Origin of the sequence: Salmonella sp. 741265055_HSA, from assembly GCF_046569525.1 — a bacterium.
GTDB classification, from domain to species: domain Bacteria; phylum Pseudomonadota; class Gammaproteobacteria; order Enterobacterales; family Enterobacteriaceae; genus Salmonella; species Salmonella enterica.
In genome coordinates, this window is record NZ_JBKFSQ010000006.1 from 24268 (window position 1) to 41373 (window position 17106).

Here is a 17106-nt window from a genome sequence, read left to right on the forward strand (position 1 = left end):
AATAAGGAGTAGAAGCCCCTATGAATGCCGAAAAAGCGCCGGAACGCCATAACGTTGACCATGAAGAAATTGCCAAATTCGAAGCCGTCGCGTCGCGCTGGTGGGATCTGGAGGGCGAATTCAAGCCATTGCATCGCATCAACCCTCTACGCCTTGGCTACATTACTGAGCGCTCAGGCGGCCTGTTCGGTAAAAAGGTACTCGACGTCGGCTGCGGCGGCGGCATTCTGGCGGAAAGTATGGCACGTGAAGGCGCAACCGTCACCGGGCTGGATATGGGCTTTGAGCCTTTGCAGGTCGCCAAACTGCATGCGCTGGAAAGCGGCATCGAGGTAGAGTACGTGCAGGAGACGGTTGAGGAACATGCGGCAAAACACGCCCAGCAATACGACGTCGTCACCTGTATGGAAATGCTGGAGCATGTTCCCGATCCGCAATCGGTGGTCCACGCCTGCGCCCAACTGGTTAAACCCGGCGGCGAGGTGTTCTTCTCAACGTTGAACCGCAATGGGAAATCCTGGCTGATGGCGGTTGTCGGCGCTGAGTATATTCTGCGCATGGTGCCAAAAGGCACGCACGACGTGAAGAAATTCATTAAGCCTGCTGAACTGTTAAGCTGGGTAGATGAAACCGTCCTGAAAGAGCAACATATCACCGGGCTGCACTACAACCCGATAACCAATACTTTCAAACTCGGTCCCGGAGTAGACGTTAACTACATGTTGCATACCCGCGCTAAAAAAGCCTGACATCAAAGAATTTTCCTATAAGGGTTGCGTTAGATCATCGGGCGCAACCTTTCTCTTCGATGAAGAAATCAGCATTCGATCAAATTTTGATTTTTTTTTATGAATTGTTGACATCCTCTCCAGGCCTTATCAGACGCGCATTTAGCGATTCTTACTCTTTTACAACCGCAATTTAACGCCAAAATCAACTCTTGTACTCAAAAGAATCCCTACTAGAATACTCACCATATAGCGTTTCACTTATCGATTACCCCCTATATATAGTATTTATCCACAGAGTTAGTCACAACGTGGCGTTGTGGATAAGCGGGGGGATATTTTTTCTTTCACGGACAGGTAAACAGGTAGAAAACCACATGAATCAGAGTCTGCTGGTGACAAAGCGTGACGGCCGTACTGAGCGCATCAATCTCGACAAAATTCATCGCGTGCTTGATTGGGCGGCAGAAGGACTGAATAACGTATCGGTTTCTCAGGTCGAGCTACGCTCGCATATTCAGTTTTATGATGGGATTAAGACCTCCGATATCCATGAAACTATTATTAAGGCCGCCGCAGACCTGATCTCTCGCGATGCGCCGGATTATCAATACCTGGCTGCACGTCTGGCGATTTTCCACCTGCGTAAGAAAGCCTTCGGCCAGTTTGAGCCGCCCGCACTTTACCACCATGTGGTAAAAATGGTTGAGCTTGGCAAATACGACAATCATCTGCTGGAAGACTACACGGAAGAAGAGTTCAAGCAGATGGATTCGTTTATCGTTCACGATCGCGATATGACCTTCTCCTACGCTGCCGTTAAGCAGTTAGAAGGGAAATATCTGGTGCAAAACCGCGTAACCGGCGAAATCTATGAAAGCGCGCAGTTCCTTTATATTCTGGTAGCGGCCTGCCTGTTCTCGAACTACCCGCGTGAAACGCGTCTTGACTATGTAAAACGTTTTTACGATGCGGTCTCTACGTTCAAAATCTCGCTGCCGACACCCATCATGTCCGGTGTGCGTACCCCAACCCGTCAGTTCAGCTCCTGCGTACTGATCGAGTGTGGCGACAGTCTGGATTCCATCAACGCCACCTCCAGCGCTATCGTGAAATACGTTTCTCAGCGCGCCGGTATCGGCATCAACGCGGGACGCATTCGTGCGCTGGGTAGCCCGATTCGTGGCGGCGAAGCCTTCCACACCGGCTGCATCCCGTTCTACAAGCACTTCCAGACGGCGGTGAAATCCTGCTCGCAGGGCGGCGTGCGCGGCGGCGCGGCGACACTGTTCTACCCGATGTGGCACCTGGAAGTGGAAAGCCTGCTGGTGCTGAAAAACAACCGTGGCGTGGAAGGCAACCGCGTACGCCACATGGATTACGGCGTACAGATCAACAAACTGATGTATACCCGCCTGCTGAAGGGCGGCGACATTACGCTATTCAGTCCGTCCGATGTGCCTGGGCTATACGATGCGTTCTTCGCCGACCAGGACGAATTCGAACGCCTGTACGTGAAATATGAGAACGATGACAGCATCCGCAAACAGCGTGTGAAAGCGGTCGAACTGTTCTCCCTGATGATGCAGGAACGCGCCTCTACCGGTCGTATCTATATCCAGAACGTTGACCACTGCAACACCCACAGCCCGTTTGACCCGGTTGTCGCCCCGGTACGCCAGTCTAACCTGTGTCTGGAGATCGCCCTGCCAACCAAACCGCTGCACGATGTTAACGATGAAAACGGCGAAATTGCGTTGTGTACGCTGTCAGCATTCAATCTGGGCGCCATTAAAACTCTGGACGAGCTGGAAGAACTGGCTATTCTGGCAGTACGCGCTTTGGATGCTCTGCTCGATTATCAGGATTACCCGATTCCGGCAGCCAAACGCGGCGCAATGGGCCGTCGTACGCTGGGCATTGGCGTGATTAACTTCGCCTACTGGCTGGCGAAAAACGGTAAACGTTATTCCGACGGCAGCGCCAATAATCTGACGCATAAAACCTTTGAAGCCATTCAGTACTATCTGCTTAAAGCGTCCAACGAACTGGCGAAAGAGCAAGGCGCCTGCCCATGGTTCAACGAAACCACCTATGCAAAAGGCATTTTGCCGATCGACACCTACAAAAAAGATCTGGATGCGATCGTCAACGAACCGCTGCACTACGACTGGGAACAGCTGCGTGAGTCGATCAAAACCCACGGTCTGCGTAACTCCACGCTATCGGCGCTAATGCCGTCGGAAACGTCATCCCAGATCTCCAACGCCACCAACGGTATCGAACCACCGCGCGGCTACGTCAGCATCAAGGCCTCGAAAGACGGTATTTTGCGTCAGGTCGTGCCGGATTATGAGCATCTGAAAGACGCTTACGAACTGTTGTGGGAGATGCCGAACAACGACGGTTATCTGCAACTGGTGGGTATCATGCAGAAGTTTATCGATCAGTCGATTTCCGCCAATACCAACTACGATCCGTCACGTTTCCCGTCAGGAAAAGTACCGATGCAGCAACTGCTGAAAGATTTGCTCACCGCGTATAAGTTTGGCGTGAAAACTCTGTACTATCAAAATACCCGCGACGGCGCGGAAGATGCGCAGGACGATTTGGCGCCTTCTATTCAGGACGATGGCTGCGAAAGCGGCGCTTGTAAGATCTGATGAATAGTGCCGGGTAGCGCTATGCTTACCCGGCCTACGATTGTACGGTTTGTAGGCCGGATAAGGCGCTTGCGCCGCCATCCGGCGCTCATCCCATAAAGGATTCACTTCAATGGCATACACCACTTTTTCACAGACGAAAAACGATCAGCTCAAGGAACCCATGTTCTTTGGCCAGCCGGTCAACGTTGCACGCTATGACCAGCAGAAATATGACATCTTCGAAAAACTGATCGAAAAACAGCTCTCTTTCTTCTGGCGTCCGGAAGAGGTCGACGTCTCCCGCGATCGTATCGACTATCAGGCGTTGCCGGAGCACGAAAAACATATCTTCATCAGCAACCTCAAATACCAGACGCTGCTGGATTCCATTCAGGGGCGTAGCCCGAATGTCGCCCTGCTGCCGCTCATTTCCATCCCGGAGCTCGAGACGTGGGTAGAGACCTGGGCGTTTTCTGAGACGATCCACTCACGATCCTACACCCATATTATTCGTAACATCGTCAACGATCCGGCGGTCGTTTTTGACGATATCGTGACCAATGAGCAAATTCAGAAGCGCGCCGAAGGTATCTCCGCCTACTACGACGAACTTATTGAGATGACCAGTTACTGGCATCTGCTCGGTGAAGGCACCCATACCGTTAATGGCAAAACGGTTGTCGTGAATCTGCGTGAGCTGAAGAAAAAACTGTATCTGTGCCTGATGAGCGTGAACGCGCTGGAAGCCATCCGCTTCTACGTCAGCTTCGCCTGCTCTTTCGCATTTGCCGAGCGTGAACTGATGGAAGGCAACGCCAAAATTATCCGTCTGATCGCCCGTGACGAAGCTCTGCATCTGACCGGCACACAACATATGCTGAACCTGTTGCGTAGCGGCGTGGACGACCCGGAGATGGCGGAAATCGCCGAAGAGTGTAAACAGGAATGTTATGACCTGTTCGTGCAGGCGGCGCAGCAGGAAAAAGAGTGGGCGGACTATCTGTTCCGCGACGGTTCGATGATCGGCCTGAATAAAGATATCCTGTGTCAATACGTTGAATATATTACTAATATTCGTATGCAGGCGGTGGGGCTGGATCTGCCGTTCCAGACCCGCTCCAACCCAATCCCGTGGATCAATACCTGGCTGGTGTCCGATAACGTTCAGGTCGCGCCACAGGAAGTGGAAGTTAGCTCTTATCTGGTCGGACAAATCGATTCGGAAGTCGATACCGACGATCTGAGTAATTTCCAGCTCTGATGGGACGCGTCACGCTGCGTATCACTGGCACACAACTGCTGTGCCAGGATGAACACCCTTCTCTGCTGGCCGCGCTGGAATCGCATAACGTTGAGGTGGAGTATCAGTGCCGCGAAGGGTATTGCGGCTCCTGTCGTACCCGGCTGGTTGCCGGTCAGGTTGACTGGATTACGGAACCTTTAGCGTTTATCCAGCCGGGAGAGATTTTGCCCTGCTGCTGCAGGGCAAAAGGCGATATCGAAATAGAGATGTAACTCAGTGCAACTCGCTGGTGGAAACCAAAGGCATCGCGCCACGTTTTTTCATCTGCACGGCATACAGTGCGCCAGCGAGCACCACCAGCACCGCGCCAGCGACATAAATCATACGATAGCCAACCGACTCAACCATCATTCCCATGATAAAGGCGCCAATCGCCATTCCGGCATCCATCGCGTTAAAGAACAGTGAATTCGCCACGCCGATTTTATGCGGTTCAACCGAGCTGATAATTTGCGTCTGGAAAACCGGCGTGACCGAACCGTAGCCGATACCAATTAGCCCGCCGGAAATAATCATCATGATGCTGCCATTGGTGTAGCCCAGCGCCACCAGACCGATGGTAAAAGCCAACAGGCATGGGTAAACAACATATTTCGGCCCTTTTTTATCACAAATATTCCCGGTGAAGGTACGGCATATCATCAGGAAAATAGCGTAGCACAGCAGGAAATTACTGGCCGCCGCCATTAAATCCAGCTCACGAGCATACAGCGCCAGGAAAGCCGACACGCCGGCATAGGAGAAAGTCATAAAAAAGGTGACCAGCGCAAAAGGCAAGGCGGCGCGGTCAAACATCGCGGCAAAACCCAGATTCGGTTTCGAACCATCGGCATGACGAATTACCGGAGGGACCGTCACAATCAGGGAAAGCAAAATCCCTAACACCGCTACAGCGGAACAAAGCCAGAATGCGGCAGTGAACGCGTTCCAGCGGGCCATATTCAAACCGATCCACGGTCCTACGACCATCGCCAGGCCCATCGCTAAAGAGAAAAAGCTGATGCCCTCTCCACGTCGGGAGGCCGGAATCAACCGCGCTGAAATAGTTCCTTTTACCGTGGTAATAACACCAAACGTAATCCCATGAAGTACGCGGATAAAGAGCAGCGACTCAATGGAATGGCAAACCGGATACAGCGCGGTAATCACCAAAAAAGCCAGAGAAGAGAGCACCAGAATCTTTTTATTCGAATATTTTCCCACCCACTGTCCGGCAAACGGCCGAATAACAATTGCCGCAGCCAGGAAACATGTCACTAACAATCCTGCCTTATCTGCAGAAGCATGCAGGCGGTCAGCGATATAAATGGGTAATAAGGTTAGCAGTACATAAAAAACAAAAAAGATAATAAAACTAACTATGGTTATTGCCCAAAAATCCTTCGTCCATAATTTTTCTTTCATTCTTAACGACCCGTTCAGATGGCGCACGCAGGCAACGCTCAGCTCAACTGAACACCTATCAGGTGCGTCAAAATGTGATGTATTCGATAGAATCGCAGTATAAACAAGTGCACTCTATTAGAAAAATTAATCGTTTTAATTATATTAATTAGGTTTTACTAATGACACTAACCCAAATCCACGCCCTGCTTGCCGTACTGGAGTACGGCGGATTTACCGAGGCCAGCAAACGGCTATACATGACGCAATCCGCCGTCAGCCAGGCCATCTCCGCGCTTGAGGAGGAGCTCGGCGTTGACATATTGATTCGTGAGCGTCGTAAAGAGATTGAGCTTACCGCCGCCGGTAGCCGCATCGTCAGGCACTTACGCGCGATCCAGCGCGACGTCAACGCGGTAAAAGAGATTGCCGAACAAGAAAAAAAGAACCCGGCCCGTACGCTACGGATTGGCTGTTTTCCCAGCGCCTGCGCCTGCATTTTACCCGGCGTCATTCGCTATTTTGAAAGCCATCATCCAAATGTAAAAATTATCCCTTATGAAGAGAACAGTACGGCTATTATTGATTCGCTGCAGGACGGAAGTATTGATGCCGGTTTCGTTCCTTTCCCGGTCAATGGTATGTATTGCGTCCCCATTTACCGGGATAAATTCACCGTAGTGGTGCCTGAAAATCATCCCCTGGCGACCAACAGTACAGTAACAGTCGAAGAACTGATGGACGAACCACTTATTGTCAGTAAAGGTCGTTATGAATTAAGCATTATGGCGTTGTTTAAAGAAAAGGGGATTGAGCCGATATTTAAATATGAATTTAACCATCCCGATACTGCGCTGAATTTTATTCGCCAGGGATTAGGCATCGCCTTATTGCCAGAATTAACCTTAAAAGCCACGACAGGAAAATTATGCTCCGTGGCGCTGGAACCCACCTTTTATCGACAAATTTCCCTGTTAGCAAAAGAACCGCCGGTAGAAGGAAGTCCGCTATTTTTATTACAAAAATGTATGGAAACACTGACCGATGAGGGTTTGCTATAAAACAATACCGCCTGATGGCATTGCGTTTACCAGACCTGCGCTGGCAAACGTTGCGCCAGGCCGGATGAGGCGTTTATGCCCTCATCCGGCGCTTCACTTCGACTATGGCAAACCTTTAGTCATTTTTTTGCAGGAACATGACCGCCTTATCCGGGAAGTCGGTGAACAGCCCGTCGACGCCCGCCTTGTTATACAGGATGTCGTACAACTGATTAACGTCTGTGGCATAGTCCGGCAATTGATCGGCACGCACAGTGTAAGGATGCACTACCATCTTATTCTGATGCGCGTCTTGCACCATTCCAGTCAGTTTGATATTCCCTTTTGTTGAGCCTTCCGCGACCAGCATATGGTAATCCGGACCAATACCGTCCGCATATTCCGCCACCTGCTTCATAGCGCCCGGCTTAAACATCCAGTCGTAGTTGTAATTTACCCAACGACCGTCCGGCTGTTTCTGCTGTGTTTCATTCCAGTCGGTATACGCAATAAGTTGAACCAGATTGAGATCCATCCCCATTTTGGGTTCCAGTTCATTCTTAATACGTTTCAGCTCAGCGACATCAAAACACTGCAAATAGACATTATCCTGCTTGCCGGTGTAACCATACTTCTTCAGCACTTCCAGCGTTTTCGCGGCAATATCTTTCCCTTCCTGATGATGGAACCACGGTGCTTTAATTTCCGGATAAATACCGATATTTTTACCGGTAGAGTGATTTAATCCCTGAACGAATTCAATTTCCTCTTCAAAGGTATGAATGCGGAAATCAGATTTTCCCATCGGGAAACGGCCCGGATAAGTTTGTACTTTTTTGCCGTTTTCAATATCAAACCCTTCAGTAAACTTCAGGGATTTAATTTCATCCAGCGTAAAATCGATAGCGTAATAGCGCCCATCTTTACGCGCCCGGTCCGGAAAACGGTCTGCGACGTCAGTCACCCGGTCAAGGTAGTGGTCATGGAGGACGACCAGATGGTCGTCCTTTGTCATCACCAAATCCTGTTCCAGATAATCTGCCCCTTGCGCATACGCCATCGCTTTCGCCGGTAGCGTATGCTCCGGCAGATAACCGCTGGCGCCACGGTGGGCGATAACGACTTTTTCAGCCGCCACGGCGCCGCTTCCGATGGCCATTCCTGCCAACATCAACGCCACGCTAAGATTTTTCAGTGTGGTTTTCATGTTATTAGCCTCCGTTGCGTTTTAACTGCTGCTCATCATGATGGCGTTTTTCGCCAATCATCACGACCACCAGCAGGATTACCGCCAGAATGCTGCCGCCAATCATCACCATAAAGCCGCCATCCCAACCGAAGAAGTCAACGGTATAACCCACAATGGCGCTTGCAGCGACAGAACCGCCCAGATAACCAAACAGACCGGTAAAGCCCGCCGCCGTACCCGCCGCTTTTTTCGGCGCCAGTTCCAGCGCATGCAGACCGATCAACATTACCGGGCCGTAGATCAGGAAGCCGATGATAATCATACAAGCCATATCAACGTTCGGGTTTCCTGCCGGGTTCATCCAGTAAACGATGGTCGCGATAGTCACCAGGGTCATAAAGAATACGCCCGTCGCGCCACGGTTGCCGCGGAAGACTTTGTCTGACATCCAGCCGCACAACAGGGTGCCTGGAATACCGGCATATTCATAGAGGAAATATGCCCAGGAGGATTTATCGAGTGCGAAATGTTTCACTTCTTTCAGGTACGTTGGCGACCAGTCGAGGATACCGTAGCGCAGCAGGTAGACAAACACGTTGGCGATAGCGATATACCACAGTAATTTGTTCGGCAGTACGTACTGCATGAAGATTTGCTTCGCGGTGAGCTCTTCTTCCGCTTTTTCGTTGTAGTCGTCCGGATAGTCATTTTTATACTCTTCGATAGGCGGCAGACCGCAGGATTGCGGCGTATCGCGCATCATTGCGAAAGCGAACAGCGCCACCACAATCGCGCCAAAGGCTGGCATATAGAGCGCCGCTTTCCAGTCGTTAAACCACGCCATCCCCAGCAGGAACAGCAGTGGCGGGATCCCGCCGCCGACGTTATGCGCACAGTTCCAGACCGACACAATGCCGCCGCGCTCTTTCTGCGACCACCAGTGAACCATCGTACGTCCGCACGGCGGCCACCCCATCCCCTGGAACCAGCCGCAAAGGAACAACAGTACAAACATCACGGCGATGCTGGATGTCGCCCACGGCACAAAGCCCATAAACAACATGACTGCTGCGGCCAGAATCAACCCTGCCGGCAGAAAAACGCGCGGATTCGAGCGATCGGACACCGAACCCATTATAAATTTCGAAAAACCATAAGCGATGGAAATCCCGGACAGCGCAAAGCCCAGATCGCCGCGTGAAAAACCCTGTTCTACCAGGTAGGGCATCGCGAGGGCAAAGTTCTTGCGCACCAGATAATACGCGGCATAGCCAAAGAATATCCCCAGGAAAATCTGCCAGCGTAATCGGCGATAGGTCGGATCAATCTCCGCCGCTGGCAAGCGCGCTTTATGCGGCGCTGGTTTAAAAATACTCAACATATTGTAGCCTCCGTGGCCCGTATTTTATTTAGAAGTAAACACCGCAGTTCGTTCAAACAACCCCGCTGCTCCCAGTGTGGCCGGGATGTTAAGTAAAGATACGTCACGTTAATGTGAATTACAGCACATATTGTTACAGATTTATGAATAATGTTCAGAAAGGCGCACGAAATCACGTTTCATTTTCGAATAATGAGCGATTATGCGCGAAATCAAACATTTCATATGATTTGTATGGCTAAATGATAAAAAACGAACTGTGAGGAAAAACAATGAAAACTCGCGACTCGCAAGCAAGTGACGTGATTATCATTGGCGGTGGAGCAACAGGCGCAGGGATCGCCCGCGACTGCGCGCTGCGCGGTTTACGTGTCATTCTGGTGGAGCGGCATGATATAGCGACCGGCGCGACCGGGCGTAACCACGGGCTGCTGCACAGCGGCGCTCGTTATGCGGTTACCGATGCGGAATCCGCGCGCGAGTGCATTAGTGAAAACCAGATTTTAAAACGGATCGCCCGCCATTGCGTCGAACCGACGGATGGTCTGTTTATTACGTTGCCGGAAGATGATCTTGCGTTTCAGGCCACCTTTATTCGCGCCTGTGAAGCGGCAGGCATTCGCGCTGAAGCCATCGATCCGCAGCAGGCTCGCATCATCGAACCTTCCGTTAACCCTGCGCTCATCGGTGCGGTAAAAGTGCCGGATGGCACCGTGGACCCTTTCCGCCTTACCGCCGCCAATATGCTGGATGCCAGAGAACATGGCGCAATCGTGTTAACGGCGCATGAAGTGACCGGGCTCATTCGTGAAGGCACAACGGTCTGCGGCGTCCATGTGCGCAACCATCTCACTGGCGAAACCCAGACGCTTCACGCGCCGGTGGTGGTCAATGCGGCAGGTATCTGGGGGCAACGGATCGCCGAATACGCCGACCTGAGTATTCGCATGTTCCCGGCGAAAGGCTCGCTGTTGATCATGGACCATCGGATCAACCAGCATGTCATTAACCGCTGCCGGAAACCATCGGATGCCGACATTCTGGTACCTGGCGATACGATTTCACTGATCGGCACCACCTCTACCCATATTGATTACAATGAGATAGACAGCAACCGCGTCACCGCAGATGAAGTAGATATCCTGCTGCGTGAAGGGGAAAAACTGGCTCCTGTCATGGCGAAGACGCGTATTCTGCGCGCGTATTCCGGCGTCCGCCCGCTGGTGGCCAGCGATGACGATCCCAGCGGTCGTAACGTCAGCCGCGGTATTGTGCTGTTCGACCACGCCGAACGCGACGGGCTTGAAGGCTTCATTACCATTACCGGCGGGAAGCTAATGACTTACCGCCTGATGGCGGAATGGGCGACCGATGCCGTGTGCCGCAAGTTGGGCAATACCCGCCCCTGCATCACGGCGGATACGCCGTTGCCTGGCTCAAAAGAGTCTACGGAACATACGCTGAAACGCATTATCTCGCTTCCCGCGCCGCTACGCGGATCGGCGGTTTATCGGCATGGCGATCGCACGCCGGGGTGGCTGAGCGAAGGCCGCCAACACCGTAGCCTGGTCTGTGAATGCGAGGCCGTCACGGCGGGGGAAGTGCAGTATGCCGTCGAAAACTTAACCGTGAACAGCCTGCTGGATCTGCGCCGTCGCACCCGCGTAGGGATGGGCACTTGCCAGGGCGAACTGTGCGCCTGCCGCGCGGCCGGGCTATTGCAGCGTTTTAATGTGACGACCGCGGCGCAATCTATTACGCAACTCTCTGAATTTCTGAATGAGCGCTGGAAAGGCGTACAACCTGTCGCCTGGGGAGACGCGCTGCGCGAAAGCGAATTCACGCGCTGGGTTTATCAGGGATTATGCGGTCTGGAGAAGGAGCACCAGGATGAAATTTGATACGGTTATTATGGGCGGCGGTCTCGCCGGTTTGCTGTGCGGACTGCAACTCCAGCAGCATGGATTACGCTGCGCCATCGTCACCCGCGGACAAAGCGCGCTGCATTTTTCCTCCGGCTCGTTGGATCTGCTCAGCGCCCTGCCCGACGGCCAACCGGTGACCGACATTACCGCCGGGCTTGATGCGCTGCGCCGCCAGGCGCCTGAACATCCTTATTCGCGTTTGGGCGCGCAAAAAGTCCTTACGCTGGCGCAACAGGCGCAAACGCTACTTAACGCCAGCGGCGCGCAGTTATACGGTGATGTACAGCAGGCGCACCAGCGTGTAACGCCACTTGGCACATTGCGTTCAACCTGGCTTAGCTCGCCGGAAGTGCCGGTCTGGCCGTTATCCGCACAGCGAGTTTGCGTCGTCGGCGTTAGCGGATTACTGGATTTCCAGGCGCACCTTGCGGCAGCGTCGCTGCGTCAACGCGATCTCAACGTGGAAACCGCAGAAATCGACCTTCCGGAACTGGACGTACTGCGTGATAACCCGACGGAATTTCGCGCGGTCAATATTGCGCGTCTGCTTGATAACGAAGAAAAATGGCCGCTGCTGTACGACGCGCTGTCGCCAATAGCGACAAACTGCGACATGATCATCATGCCCGCCTGTTTCGGGCTGGCGAACGATACGCTGTGGCGCTGGCTTAACGAACGTCTGCCCTGCGCGCTCACGCTGCTGCCGACGCTGCCGCCATCGGTGCTCGGTATTCGTCTGCACAATCAGCTCCAGCGCCAGTTTGTTCGTCAGGGCGGCATCTGGATGCCGGGCGATGAAGTGAAGAAAGTCACCTGCCGTCGCGGTACCGTGAGCGAAATATGGACCCGCAACCATGCCGATATCCCACTGCGCCCGCGTTTTGCCGTACTTGCCAGCGGTAGCTTCTTTAGTAGCGGTCTGGTTGCCGAGCGTGAAGGGATCCGCGAACCTATTTTAGGGCTCGACGTACAGCAAACGGCCACCCGCGCCGAATGGTATCAACAACATTTCTTCGACCCACAGCCCTGGCAGCAGTTTGGCGTCGTGACGGATGACGCTTTCCGCCCCTCCCTTGCGGGCAACACGGTAGAAAATCTGTATGCAATAGGTTCTGTGCTGGCGGGATTCGATCCTATAGCTGAGGGATGCGGCGGCGGCGTCTGCGCAGTCAGCGCCCTCCAGGCCGCGCACCATATCGCTGAGCGTGCAGGAGAACAGCAATGAGCGACACACGTTTTGAAAGTTGTATTAAATGTACGGTGTGCACCACCGCGTGCCCGGTCAGCCGCGTTAATCCTGGCTACCCTGGCCCTAAACAGGCCGGACCGGATGGCGAACGCCTGCGTCTGAAAGACGGCGCGCTGTATGATGAGGCGCTGAAATATTGCATTAACTGCAAACGGTGTGAGGTCGCCTGTCCGTCGGACGTGAAGATTGGCGATATCATCCAGCGCGCCCGCGCGAAATACGATACGACGCGCCCGTCATTGCGTAACTTTATTCTCAGCCATACCGATCTGATGGGCAGCGTTTCAACGCCGTTCGCGCCGGTGGTCAATACCGCCACCGCATTAAAGCCAGTGCGCCAGTTGCTTGATTACGCGCTCAAAATCGATCATCGCCGCACCTTACCAAAATACTCTTTCGGCACCTTCCGCCGCTGGTATCGTAGCGTGGCGGCGCAGCAGGCTAAATACAAAGATCAGGTCGCCTTTTTCCATGGCTGTTTTGTGAATTACAACCATCCGCAGCTCGGAAAAGATCTGATTAAGGTGCTGAACGCAATGGGCACCGGCGTACAGTTACTGAGTAAAGAGAAGTGTTGCGGCGTACCGCTGATCGCTAACGGTTTTACGGATAAAGCTCGCAAGCAGGCTATCAGCAATGTGGAGTCGCTACGCGAGGCGATTGCCGTCAAAGGTATTCCGGTCATCGCCACGTCATCCACCTGTACGTTTGCGTTGCGCGATGAATATCCTGAAGTGCTGGACGTGGACAACGCCGGGCTGCGCGAACATATCGAGCTGGCCACCCGCTGGCTATGGCGCAAACTGGATGCCGGGAAAACGCTGCCGCTTAATCCTTTGCCGCTGAAAGTGGTCTACCATACGCCGTGTCATATGGAAAAAATGGGCTGGACGCTTTACACGCTTGAACTGTTGCGGCAAATTCCGGGGCTTGAATTGACGGTACTTGATTCACAGTGCTGCGGCATTGCCGGTACGTATGGATTTAAAAAGGAAAACTATCCGACATCACAGTCCATCGGCGCGCCGCTGTTCCGCCAGATTGAAGAGAGCGGCGCCGACATTGTCGTCACCGATTGTGAAACCTGTAAGTGGCAAATTGAGATGTCTACAAGCAAACGCTGCGAACACCCCATTACGCTACTGGCCCAGGCGCTCGGCTAAGTAAATAGCGCCGGAACCCCTCCGGCGCCATTACCCTGATAACCCGGACCGATTTTCCATCAGACATATACCCTTCATACTTCAAGTTGCTTATGTGTTGGCTACGCATTATTTTGGGTATAAACACGGATGTCTCTTTGCAATAACCTGCCCTATTTGGTCAACCATGACCGCTAACTCACGGGGTCATGACAGATAACGACGTTACTGTTATAGAGCAATATCTCTTGCATCGACGCGTTACCAGCTCCCTTTAAAGAGGGGGAATAACTGAATACCCCCAATAATAATTGGGGGTTATGTGAATAATAAGAAAATCAGGTCTATGCCTGATGTAATATATTCCCCACCAGCAATAATATTTTTTAAAATAATTATACATTACAATATTCGCTACTCTCGCCTATCAGGAAACAGAGCAAAATGAATATATGTGTAAATTCACTTTACCGATTGAGCATACCGCAATTTCACAGCTTATATACAGGAAATGTGAGCGATGAGACGCTTGCGTTGTTGTTTAGCGCAGTAGAGAACGGTGATCAGAATTGTATTGATCTGTTATGCAATCTTGCGTTACGCAACGATGACCTGGGACATAGAGTTGAGAAATTTCTTTTTGATCTCTTTAGCGGAAAAAGATTGGGCTCACCAGATATAGATAAAAAAATCAATCAGGCTTGCCTTGTATTACATCAAATTGCTAATAACGATATAACAAAAAATAATACTGACTGGAAAAAGCTACATATCCCTTCCAGATTGCTTTATATGGTCGGTTCCGCGACAACCAACCTTTCTGAACAAATAGAAATAGCATATCAAATTATGGGCAACCAGTACGCTCAGACAGTTCACGAACAAGTCGGAGTTGATAATCTTTGGTGTGGCGCGCGAATGTTGTCGTCAGATGAGCTGGCAGCTGCAACGCCAGGTCTGGTTCAAGAGTCATCTCTTCTCTCGGTAAACTATCCTATTGGGCTTATTCACCCTACCACCGAAGAAAATATGTTAAGCACTCAGTTACTTGAAAAGATTGCTCAATCAGGATTATCAGACAATGAAGTCTTCCTGATAAATACAGGAAATCACTGGATTATCTGCTTATTTTACAAACTTGCGGAAAAAATAAAATGCCTTATTTTTAACAGTTATCATGATTTAAATCAAAATACTAAGCAAGATATTATAGAAGCAGCAAAAATTGCAGGCATATCAGAAAGCGATGGGGTTGATTTTATTGAAATGAATTTACAAAAGAATGTACCCAACGGCTGTGGTCTATTTTGTTACCATGTAATTCAACTCTTATCGAATGCCGGGCAAAACGATCCTGTTACCATACTACGAGAATTTGCGGAAAATTTCTTAACGCTTTCAGTAGAGGAACAAATACTATTTAACATCAAAACCCGGCGACAAATATATGAATACAGTCTCCAGTAATGGAGAGTACTTAGAGCCTATCCCATTAGGCTATTTTATTCGCCATTTTGGGACCGGGCAGTGCTCAAAATCCTCACGTACTACGTGTACGCTCCGGTTTCTGCGCGCTGGCTAGCCCCAAACTGGCTTCAACAATTACGCCTGGTGGGATAGGCTCTTATCCTGAAATGATGCCCTGCGAAGAATTTATAAGTATATAAGGGTGGGAAGGCCAGGCCTTCCCACTAAAAGTTCTATACCCTTCATACTTCAAGTCGCTTATGTGTTGGCTACGGATTACTCGGCCCATCCATGGGCCTCGCCCTGACGGGCCGTCGCACGCGACGTTCAAATCTGCTCCCGGCAGATTTGTCGTTCACCCCAGTCACATAGTTATCTATGCTCCTGGGGACTCACTCCCTTGCCGCCTTTAAGCAACTCGAATTATTTTGGGTATATGCCGTCAATGATTCAACCACGTCTATCCAGCCATGCTCGCTGGTAATGACCTCGCCATTAAGCCAGCGGCGCAGCATATTTAGCGCCATCATCGCGCAGACCTCCTGACGTATTGCCAGACTATACCGATTGGCGCTAAAACGCACGCGTAAGGCATACGTGCCATCCGGCGTCGCCAGCGCGAAATTAAGATGTTCGTTTTCCAGCCCCGACACGGCCAGCGCCAGACCGGCATAATGATTGCTGCGTCGTTCTGTCGTCCAGTGCGCCGTTTGCGCCAGCGTCTCTTCCTGAGAAGGAACGACTTCGCTGGCAAGAACCGGCGCCCCGGCGCGGGAAAGCTGTAGCGCCAGTAAACCGCTGGTGTATTGCTCGCTCAACGTCAGACTCAACTGCCTTTCCTGCAGGCAGCGGGCTATTTGCGCCGGCAAATTTTCCGTACCTTCAAAAATCAGGTTCTGCCCGGCAACCCGTTTGACCTCTGGCCATAACGCCAGCATCGCCTCCCGTTGCGTCGCCGGGCCGGTCAACTTCAGTTCAATGATCGGCATTGATGAGCGATACCCCATCGTCACGCCGGGCGGCAACGGCAGTGAATCGAGACGCTGCGCGAGGTCACTTTCTGAACGTCCAAAAGTCGTTAACCGCAGGCAAAGCGGCGGCTCCGGCAGCGAAAAACGCGCGCGTAACCGCGGTAAGATTTCCTTCTCCACCATAATCTTAAATTCCGACGGTACGCCGGGGGTGAAAAACATCAGGCAGCGGTTGAGCTGTAGCGCAAATCCACAGGCAGTGCCGACCGGATTATTAATAAACTCCGCGCTGGCAGGCAGTTCCGCCTGTTTACGGTTGCTCGGCGCCATCACGCGACCACGCTGCTGAAAGTAACGTTCCATTTCGGTCAGCCACGCCTGGTGCAGTACTAATCCTTCGCCTTTTGCCGTTGCCGCGGCGAGCGCGCTTAAATCATCGCTGGTCGGCCCTAACCCGCCATTAACAATCAAAACATCAGCATGTTGACTGCGTTCACGCAAGATAGCGACCAGACTGTCCAGATTATCGCCTACCGTATTTCGCCGTGATAACGGAACGCCCTGATGAAAGAAAAAATCAGCCAGCCAGGCGGCATTGGTGTCAACGATTTGTCCGTGCAACACCTCATCCCCGGTGGATAGCATTTCCACATTTAGCATTGTGTTCTCCTGCTCTTATGATG

The 17106-nt window shown here is 51.8% G+C and carries 13 protein-coding genes; 9 read left to right on the top strand and 4 right to left on the bottom strand.

Annotation, left to right across the window (positions count from 1 at the left end):
• The first annotated feature begins 20 nt into the window (after positions 1-20).
• The 4 genes from ubiG to yfaE all read left to right on the top strand — a co-directional run bounded on the left by ubiG (position 21) and on the right by yfaE (position 4888).
• A complete protein-coding gene (gene ubiG, locus ACLD4K_RS04950) occupies positions 21-749 on the top strand; it encodes a bifunctional 2-polyprenyl-6-hydroxyphenol methylase/3-demethylubiquinol 3-O-methyltransferase UbiG (RefSeq protein ID WP_411011476.1) in 729 nt (242 codons plus the stop codon).
• Positions 750-1105: 356 nt separating this feature from the next.
• Positions 1106-3391: a class 1a ribonucleoside-diphosphate reductase subunit alpha gene (gene nrdA, locus ACLD4K_RS04955; protein ID WP_001076491.1), complete on the top strand. Its 2286-nt coding sequence runs from the start codon at positions 1106-1108 to the stop codon at positions 3389-3391.
• A gap of 112 nt (positions 3392-3503) precedes the next feature.
• On the top strand, positions 3504-4634 hold the full coding sequence (gene nrdB, locus ACLD4K_RS04960; protein ID WP_000332026.1) for a class Ia ribonucleoside-diphosphate reductase subunit beta: 1131 nt from the start codon (positions 3504-3506) through the stop codon (positions 4632-4634).
• Complete coding sequence (yfaE, locus tag ACLD4K_RS04965; RefSeq protein ID WP_000533921.1) at positions 4634-4888, top strand: ferredoxin-like diferric-tyrosyl radical cofactor maintenance protein YfaE; 255 nt, start codon at positions 4634-4636, stop codon at positions 4886-4888. The genes nrdB and yfaE overlap by 1 nt, the downstream gene beginning before the upstream one ends.
• A gap of 1 nt (position 4889) precedes the next feature.
• Here yfaE and ACLD4K_RS04970 read toward each other — a convergent pair whose 3' ends face one another.
• A complete protein-coding gene (locus tag ACLD4K_RS04970) occupies positions 4890-6080 on the bottom strand; it encodes an MFS transporter (RefSeq protein WP_000660250.1) in 1191 nt (396 codons plus the stop codon).
• Between the two features lie 161 nt (positions 6081-6241).
• Here ACLD4K_RS04970 and ACLD4K_RS04975 point away from each other — a divergent pair, with 161 nt between their 5' ends.
• Positions 6242-7120, top strand: a complete 879-nt coding sequence (locus ACLD4K_RS04975; RefSeq protein WP_000176721.1) for a LysR family transcriptional regulator — start codon at positions 6242-6244, stop codon at positions 7118-7120.
• Positions 7121-7235: 115 nt separating this feature from the next.
• Here the strand turns inward: ACLD4K_RS04975 and glpQ are convergent, their stop codons facing one another.
• On the bottom strand, positions 7236-8306 hold the full coding sequence (glpQ, locus tag ACLD4K_RS04980; protein ID WP_000858946.1) for a glycerophosphodiester phosphodiesterase: 1071 nt from the start codon (positions 8304-8306) through the stop codon (positions 7236-7238).
• A gap of 4 nt (positions 8307-8310) precedes the next feature.
• Positions 8311-9669: a glycerol-3-phosphate transporter gene (glpT, locus tag ACLD4K_RS04985; RefSeq protein ID WP_000948740.1), complete on the bottom strand. Its 1359-nt coding sequence runs from the start codon at positions 9667-9669 to the stop codon at positions 8311-8313.
• A 272-nt stretch (positions 9670-9941) separates the two neighbouring features.
• Between glpT and glpA the strand changes: the two genes are divergently transcribed.
• The 4 genes from glpA (at position 9942) to sseL (ending at position 15452) form a co-directional block, all read left to right on the top strand.
• Complete coding sequence (gene glpA, locus ACLD4K_RS04990; protein ID WP_411011477.1) at positions 9942-11570, top strand: anaerobic glycerol-3-phosphate dehydrogenase subunit A; 1629 nt, start codon at positions 9942-9944, stop codon at positions 11568-11570.
• Positions 11560-12819 (top strand): glycerol-3-phosphate dehydrogenase subunit GlpB, encoded by a 1260-nt coding sequence (gene glpB / locus ACLD4K_RS04995; protein ID WP_411011478.1) that lies wholly within the window; start codon positions 11560-11562, stop codon positions 12817-12819. The genes glpA and glpB overlap by 11 nt, the downstream gene beginning before the upstream one ends.
• Entirely contained in the window at positions 12816-14006 is a 1191-nt protein-coding gene (gene glpC / locus ACLD4K_RS05000; protein ID WP_001285726.1) for an anaerobic glycerol-3-phosphate dehydrogenase subunit GlpC, read from the top strand. Before glpB ends, glpC begins: the two co-directional genes overlap by 4 nt.
• A gap of 423 nt (positions 14007-14429) precedes the next feature.
• Positions 14430-15452 (top strand): SPI-2 type III secretion system effector deubiquitinase SseL, encoded by a 1023-nt coding sequence (gene sseL / locus ACLD4K_RS05005; RefSeq protein ID WP_411011479.1) that lies wholly within the window; start codon positions 14430-14432, stop codon positions 15450-15452.
• 392 nt (positions 15453-15844) lie between these two features.
• Here sseL and ACLD4K_RS05010 read toward each other — a convergent pair whose 3' ends face one another.
• A complete protein-coding gene (locus ACLD4K_RS05010) occupies positions 15845-17083 on the bottom strand; it encodes a nicotinamide mononucleotide deamidase-related protein YfaY (RefSeq protein ID WP_411011480.1) in 1239 nt (412 codons plus the stop codon).
• Positions 17084-17106: the final 23 nt, after the last annotated feature.